This window comes from Acaryochloris sp. IP29b_bin.137, from assembly GCF_028285745.1.
Classification (GTDB): domain Bacteria; phylum Cyanobacteriota; class Cyanobacteriia; order Thermosynechococcales; family Thermosynechococcaceae; genus Acaryochloris.
Genome location: NZ_JANQOP010000116.1, coordinates 1 through 6,750, shown reverse-complemented (window position 1 = coordinate 6,750; position 6,750 = coordinate 1). Strand labels below are relative to the sequence as shown.

Genomic DNA, 6,750 nt, shown 5'->3' with positions numbered 1-6,750 from the left:
ATGCAACTGAAACCCCATAAACGACTCAATTACCAGAGAGGCATGAGGGCGCTATCACTGATTCAGACCACATTGTGAAACCCTTGTCATCCCCAAAGGACTTCTTTACTGATTTTGAATTGTTTAGTCAGGAATGATTTGACCTATTGCTACTAAACACTGTAATCACAATAGCCTTACCGAGAAGTTTTTAAGGTTTTTCAAATTATTTTTTAAGAAAATAAAAAAGATAATTATATTTTATTGTTCTTTGAAATAAAAATGATATAATAATAAATTTTAATTTTAAAAATGTCTATATAAAATTACTTTTAATGACTTAATTATAACTATTTAACATTAATTTGTACAACCCACAATACATGACTTTAGCTATAGATAAGGGGAGTTATACTTTGAGGCTTTGATGGCTGAAACAACTTATTTTACTAGCAATGGAAGATGGCCGCCAAAAAATATTCTGTGAAGAAAAATAATATTAAGCACATATAAAGACATAGTGACTCACTTTGACAGACCTAAATCTGACGAAGACCTAAATCTGACGAAAAGGTCGTATTTTATTTTGAAAATGTAATTTATAGTGACTTGATTTCTTTTAGTCGATTTATCTGCCTAAAAAGTTCATTGCGCAAGACCAATGCCGATGTATCTCTCCCCGTTTGATGGTGCTTAGATTGATAGGAATGGTCTGCTTACGGTCAGCAGCCATAACGAGCTACACTGCTGTCTATGGGTAAACCTTTAGGCGTCGTATGGTTTGCGCTTTGTCCCTTTTGCCACTGAACCCCATGTTTAACGCTAGCGATCGTGTCCAAGTACTAAGTGAAGCGCTTCCTTACATCCAATCCTTCGCCGGGCGCACGATTGTTGTTAAATATGGTGGGGCCGCGATGAAAGATAGTGCCCTCAAAGCTACCGTGATTCGGGATGTGGTGTTTATGGCCTGTGTCGGTCTACGCCCGGTCTTAGTTCATGGCGGTGGGCCTGAAATTAATCTGTGGCTAGAAAAGCTGGGAATTGAACCTCAGTTTATGAATGGTCTGCGGGTGACTGATGCGCCAACGATGGATGTGGTAGAGATGGTATTAGTGGGGCGAGTGAATAAAGAACTGGTTTCGCTGATTAACCAAGCGGGTGGATCGGCGGTTGGAGTCTGTGGCAAGGATGGGAAATTACTCATGGCCCGTCCTCAAGGAGAATCCGGAATTGGATTTGTGGGAGAGGTGGCGACGGTAAACCCCCAACTTATTCATAATCTTTTAGAGGGAGGACATATTCCCATTGTGTCCAGTGTGGCGACTGATGAAGAAGGCCAAGTGTATAACATTAATGCGGATACAGTGGCGGGTGAACTGGCTGCCGCTCTGGATGCAGAGAAACTGATTCTGCTGACGGATACGCCAGGGATTCTCCAGGACTTTCAAGACCCTGCTTCCCTCATTCACAAATTAGATATTCGCTATGCCCGTCAACTCATCGAAGAGCAGGTGGTTGCGGGCGGCATGATTCCAAAAGTAACCTGTTGTATTCGTTCCTTAGCCCAGGGGATACAGGCGGCCCATATTATTGATGGCCGTGTTCCTCATGCCTTGCTGCTAGAAATTTTCACCGATGCTGGAATTGGATCAATGATCACGGCCTAGTCCCTTACTATTTCATATTCATACCTATCCATTCTTTCTACCTAAATATTGATGTCTTTATCCCATTGATGTTGGAGCCGCTTACGGTTTGTTGAGTGACTCAGCCCTAGCCCATTAGGATTGTTCTCAAGTGCGTTTCGATATTCTTACTTTATTCCCTGAGTTTTTTACTTCACCGCTGAATACCAGCTTGTTGGGTAAAGCCCTTGCCAATGGGGTTGCTGATGTCCATCTCACCAATCCTCGGGATTTCACCTCGGATAAGCACCATCGGGTCGATGACGAGGTCTATGGAGGTGGAGTGGGTATGTTGATGAAACCAGAACCCATTTTTGCGGCTGTGGAGTCTTTGCCCTGCCTGTCCCGTCGCCAAATTGTGCTGTTTACCCCTCAAGGGCAACGTATGGATCAGCCCCTCTTTCATGATTTGGCGAATAATTATGATCAGCTGGTGATGATCTGCGGCCACTACGAGGGAGTAGATGAACGAGTCGCCGAATATCTGGTCACGCAAGAACTATCTTTAGGTGATTTTGTCCTAACCTGTGGTGAAATCCCGGCTTTAACCCTTTTAAATGGGGTGATTCGTCTTCGCCCTGGAACGGTGGGTAAGGTGGAATCTCTCAAGCAAGAGAGTTTTGAGGCGGGATTGCTCGATTATCCGCAATATACACGACCTGCTGAATTTAGGGGTTGGCAGGTGCCTTCTGTCTTGCGATCTGGAAATCATGCCCAAATAGAGCAGTGGCGTCAAGAACAGCAGGTTCAACGGACGCGCGATCGCAGACCGGATCTATACCAAAAATGGCTGCAACAATCAGAATCCTCCGACGCCTAATCCCTAAGCAGACTGGCCTGACAGGGCGCAAAAGACAACCGATGCTGGCGCGTCGGTCCGAGTACTTGTAACGCTTGCCGATGTTTGGCACTACCATAGCCTTTATTAGCAGCCAAATCATATCCAGGGTAGCGGCGAGCCAAACGAACAATAAGCTGATCGCGCCAGACTTTGGCGAGGATGCTAGCGGCTGCGATCGCAGGTTCAGACTGATCCCCCTTAATCACGGTTTGTTGGTGCATAGACAAATCGGGAATCCGTTGATTACCATCCACAAAACACAATAAAGGCGAAAGCGGTAACCCCAGTACAGACCGTCTCATGGCCAACAAACTGGCCTGTAAGATATTGAGGCGATCAATCTCATAAACGGATGCCATTCCCACCTTAAAGCTGGTTGCCAGTCCGCGTATTTGATCCGACAGTAATAACCGTTGTTTTGGCGATAGCTTCTTGCTATCCGTCATCCCCTGGTCCATTAATTGTTGGGTTGCTAACTCCGATAAAATCACCGCCGCTGCAACGACTGGACCAAATAGGGCTCCTCTCCCCACTTCATCAACCCCAGCGATTTGATCAGATTCATAATCCATTTTGTCAATACCGAATTCTGGCAGACAACCTCTCCTAATCCTACCTATCAAACCAGCTCGTCCAGACCGATTGAAGCAAAAACGCCTCAATCATATTTAATTAAATACAGCTTGCATTGCCTCAATCGCCCTACCCACAGGGATCCTATAACCTCTTATCCAGAGGGCGCTGGCCTATCTATACTCTTCTGTATATTGGGATATTCTGGGTCCAGTAGAGATACGCTTAAACTAATAGACAGAATTCCAACAAACTGCTTTTCTAAGACTAGACCCTTTTCCGTTAGGATCCATTTGCAAGGATGTCACCCATGTCTCAATCCTCTAATGTTGTCAAACTCTTGAAGATCTTAATTGGTGTGGCATGGCTAGACGGCACCGTTCAGCAGGCAGAGCAGGTCTATCTTCGTAAAATTGCTCGGACCAAAGGAGTCGATGAGGATCCCGAACTTCGCCCTTGGCTGTACGGATTACGAGCCGTGTCCAAAGAGGAATGTTATGCCTGGGTAGAAGACTATTTAGGGAAAAAGCCAAAGACAGCCGCTTACCAACAGCTCCTCGAAGACTTGAGCGGTCTTATTTACAGTGATGGCGAAGTCGCTCAGGAAGAAGCTAAATTTCTAACTCAACTACAACAACTTGATCCAAGTAATACTGATGCCCCTCAGTTTCGAGAGTCAGTGACTCAAGCGATCCAAAAGCTATACCAACGGTGGGTGAATAGTTAATCGAACTCCAGCATGATTGGATTTTTTGGGAGCAATTTGAAAGTATTGTATATTTTTTAAATCCACTATGGCTAGGGAGATAGAACTATACAGGTGATCGCTGATCCTAAATTCTGGTTCTGAATTCTAGTTAGAAAGCTAATCTTGCTTCACAGCTTGATTAACTGATTAGAAAGAGTATCAAGGTTGTCTTTATGACCTACTTTTTTGACTCATAGTGTTCGTATGCATCAATAATTTTTGATACTAGGGGATGGCGGACGATATCGCCTTTGCCGAGGTAACAAAACGCAATGCCCTCTATGGGTTGAAGAATTTTTTCAGCAACCGCTAAGCCTGAGGTCTGACTAGCTGGCAGATCCGTTTGTGTAATATCACCAGTGACGACCATTCGCGCGTCTTTGCCCAAACGAGTTAACATCATTTTCATTTGGGCAGGCGTCGTATTTTGGGCCTCATCCAGGATGATAAAGGCTCGGTTTAAGGTGCGTCCTCGCATATAAGCAAGCGGAGCAACTTCAATAATACTCCGCTCCATTAAACTAGAAATGCGTTCTGCCTCAATTAACTCATAGAGGGCATCGTAGAGAGGCCGTAAATAGGGATTCACTTTTTGTTGTAAATCTCCAGGCAAGAATCCAAGTTTTTCTCCCGCTTCTATGGCGGGGCGTGTCAGAATCAAGCGTTCATATTCATTTGATAACAGGGCTTGAACAGCTAACACAGCTGCTAAATAGGTTTTGCCCGTGCCCGCAGGGCCAATCCCAAACGTCAAGGCATATTTACGAATGGCCTGGATATATTGGCGCTGACGTAGGGTCTTAGCACGAATCTGCTCTCCACGCCGAGTGGTGGCTAAAATATCTTGCTGAAGATCCTGCCATTCGTCTTGGCGGTGGGTATTGAGGACCTGACGAGCGGCCATAATATCGACGGGCGAGATCGGCTGGCCCGTTTGCCAAGCTTCTTCCAACAGATAAATCAGTTGTTGGCAGAGCTGGGTTTGTTTATTTGTCCCAGAAATGATCAGTTCTTGCCCTCGCAACACGAGCTGGGCTCCGGTTTGCTGGGCTAACAACTTTAAGTTGCCCTGCTGCTCTCCAGCTAGGGCAATTGCACTTTCTGGACTGGGTAGCTGAAGCGTCAGTCCCATCATGAGTTGGAATTAGAAAGAGCGAACTGTTCAAGAATGCTGATGGGGGCTATGTCACACATCAGCTAGTCGTCTGATTTGTGCTTAGCGCCGCCGCTTTTGAGGTGGTTTTTTGGGGCGAGGGGGCTTATCTGCCCCTCCCTCATTGAAAATTTCTAGATACACGGATTGATTGGCTGCTTTTCCTGCCATTTCCAAGACAGTGCGAATCGCCTGGATGGTCCGCCCACCCCGACCAAACACTCGCCCTTTATCTGTCCCTGAGAAGGCCAAACGGATCCAAACTTTACCACTGGCGTTGGTCTCGCAGTCTATGCTCAACGTATCCGAGGCTTCGAGAAAGGGTTCTACTAAAAAACGAACAAGGACTGAGTAATCCGTCTTAGTGATGGAGGTTGAGGGCATGAGTCAAACCGAAAAGATTAGGCCTTGGCTTTGGCAGGTTCAAGAAGGCTGGCTTTTTCCAAGATGCGACGCACTGTGTCGGTGGGCTGTGCCCCTTCTTTGAGACGTTTTGTGATCGCTTCCACATGCAGGCGGGTTTCATCGGTGATGGGATTGTAATAGCCCAACTCTTCTAAGGGGCGACCATCTCTGCGATCGCGGCTATTCATGGCCACAATTCGATAGCTGGCAGCTCTCTTTTTACCGTATCGCTTGAGTCTGAGTTTGATCATATGAGGTCGAAAATGCTCCGGTTGTTTGAATATGGTTTGGATAATCCGATCACTCCACATGTGAGATTAAGGATTAATTTACTCAGGTTCCCCATCATAACACCGAAGTGTTAGAGATCAAGCTTTTGGACTGAAATCGCAAGTCTACTTCCAAGTGATTATTCCTCTCAAAAGTATCGATTTTGCTTCAATAACCTATGGTGAAGGTACCCTAGTCCTGCCAGGCCCCAGAATGCTCCCTCAGCTCTGCTCATTGTGCTCTAGAATCGTGAATGTTACTCAATCCAGTCTCATACCTGGCATTGCAGCGGGTAAAGCTTGAAGTCAGAATCACGCTTTTATTCTCTAGGACGAAGGAAAGGGGAAACAATGCAATCATTCCGGTTTGTGACGATAGGGCTGCTTAGCCTATGGCTATGGCTCGGTTGGGGCACTCCAGCCTTGGCCGTAGACAATCTCGAAGACCAGGTTTTACAGATTATTCGCGATCATCCTGAAGTCATTATTGAGTCAGTGCAAACCTACCAACAAAACCAAAAACAGGCTCAACAACAGGCCCAACAAGCAGTGCTTCAAAAGCTGAAGCCGAATGCTTTAGTGGGGAACTCGCCCACCACGGGCGCTCAGAATAGCCCGAATTTACTGGTGGAGTTTTCCGATTTCCAATGTCCGTTTTGTGCCCAAGCGGCCAGTGATGTGCAAGGATTTTTGCAGCAAGATCCGAACCCATTAACCTTTACGTATAAACATCTCCCCCTCCAGGCGATTCACGATCAAGCCTTGGCCGCCGCTCAGGCTGCTTGGGCGGCTCAGCAACAGGGACAGTTTTGGCCTTACCATGATGCGCTCTTTGCTCGTCAGGATGAATTAGGGGAAAAGCTCTACACCGAAATTGCTCAACAGTTGAAGTTAGATTTAGGGCAGTTTGAACGAGATCGCAACAGTGATGCCGCTCTCAAAGCGATCCATTCAGACTTAGATCTGGCTCAAAAAATTGGAATTACAGGAACGCCTTTTTTGACCTTTACTCGAAAAAGTGGACATTCTCGAAGAGTCGATACCCCAGGAGAATGTTTACATGCCCCAAAGACCCCGTCGCACCTTTACTGCCGAAC

Annotated in this window: 8 protein-coding genes; 4 read left to right on the top strand and 4 right to left on the bottom strand. The window is 46.2% G+C overall.

The window, feature by feature from the left end:
- The first annotated feature begins 791 nt into the window (after nucleotides 1-791).
- Nucleotides 792-1,646, top strand: a complete 855-nt coding sequence (gene argB / locus Q0991_RS08795; protein WP_299487477.1) for an acetylglutamate kinase — start codon at nucleotides 792-794, stop codon at nucleotides 1,644-1,646.
- Between the two features lie 130 nt (nucleotides 1,647-1,776).
- Complete coding sequence (trmD, locus tag Q0991_RS08790; protein WP_299487474.1) at nucleotides 1,777-2,484, top strand: tRNA (guanosine(37)-N1)-methyltransferase TrmD; 708 nt, start codon at nucleotides 1,777-1,779, stop codon at nucleotides 2,482-2,484.
- On the opposite strand, the gene Q0991_RS08785 is transcribed toward trmD, so the two are convergent.
- Nucleotides 2,481-3,077, bottom strand: coding sequence for a ribonuclease HII (locus Q0991_RS08785; RefSeq protein ID WP_299487472.1), 597 nt, complete (start codon nucleotides 3,075-3,077; stop codon nucleotides 2,481-2,483). The two genes, trmD and Q0991_RS08785, sit on opposite strands and share 4 nt — an antisense overlap.
- Nucleotides 3,078-3,388: 311 nt before the next feature.
- On the opposite strand from Q0991_RS08785, the gene Q0991_RS08780 reads away from it, so the two are divergent.
- On the top strand, nucleotides 3,389-3,805 hold the full coding sequence (locus tag Q0991_RS08780; protein WP_299487471.1) for a TerB family tellurite resistance protein: 417 nt from the start codon (nucleotides 3,389-3,391) through the stop codon (nucleotides 3,803-3,805).
- Nucleotides 3,806-4,004: 199 nt separating this feature from the next.
- Here Q0991_RS08780 and Q0991_RS08775 read toward each other — a convergent pair whose 3' ends face one another.
- The 3 genes from Q0991_RS08775 to rpsP all read right to left on the bottom strand — a co-directional run bounded on the left by Q0991_RS08775 (nucleotide 4,005) and on the right by rpsP (nucleotide 5,635).
- Nucleotides 4,005-4,961, bottom strand: coding sequence for a PhoH family protein (locus tag Q0991_RS08775; protein WP_299487470.1), 957 nt, complete (start codon nucleotides 4,959-4,961; stop codon nucleotides 4,005-4,007).
- A gap of 81 nt (nucleotides 4,962-5,042) precedes the next feature.
- Complete coding sequence (locus tag Q0991_RS08770; protein WP_299487469.1) at nucleotides 5,043-5,363, bottom strand: KH domain-containing protein; 321 nt, start codon at nucleotides 5,361-5,363, stop codon at nucleotides 5,043-5,045.
- 17 nt (nucleotides 5,364-5,380) lie between these two features.
- Nucleotides 5,381-5,635: a 30S ribosomal protein S16 gene (rpsP, locus tag Q0991_RS08765; RefSeq protein ID WP_299487479.1), complete on the bottom strand. Its 255-nt coding sequence runs from the start codon at nucleotides 5,633-5,635 to the stop codon at nucleotides 5,381-5,383.
- Between the two features lie 369 nt (nucleotides 5,636-6,004).
- Between rpsP and Q0991_RS08760 the strand changes: the two genes are divergently transcribed.
- Nucleotides 6,005-6,750: thioredoxin domain-containing protein (locus Q0991_RS08760; RefSeq protein WP_299487467.1), on the top strand; the 746-nt coding region annotated here is incomplete at its 3' end.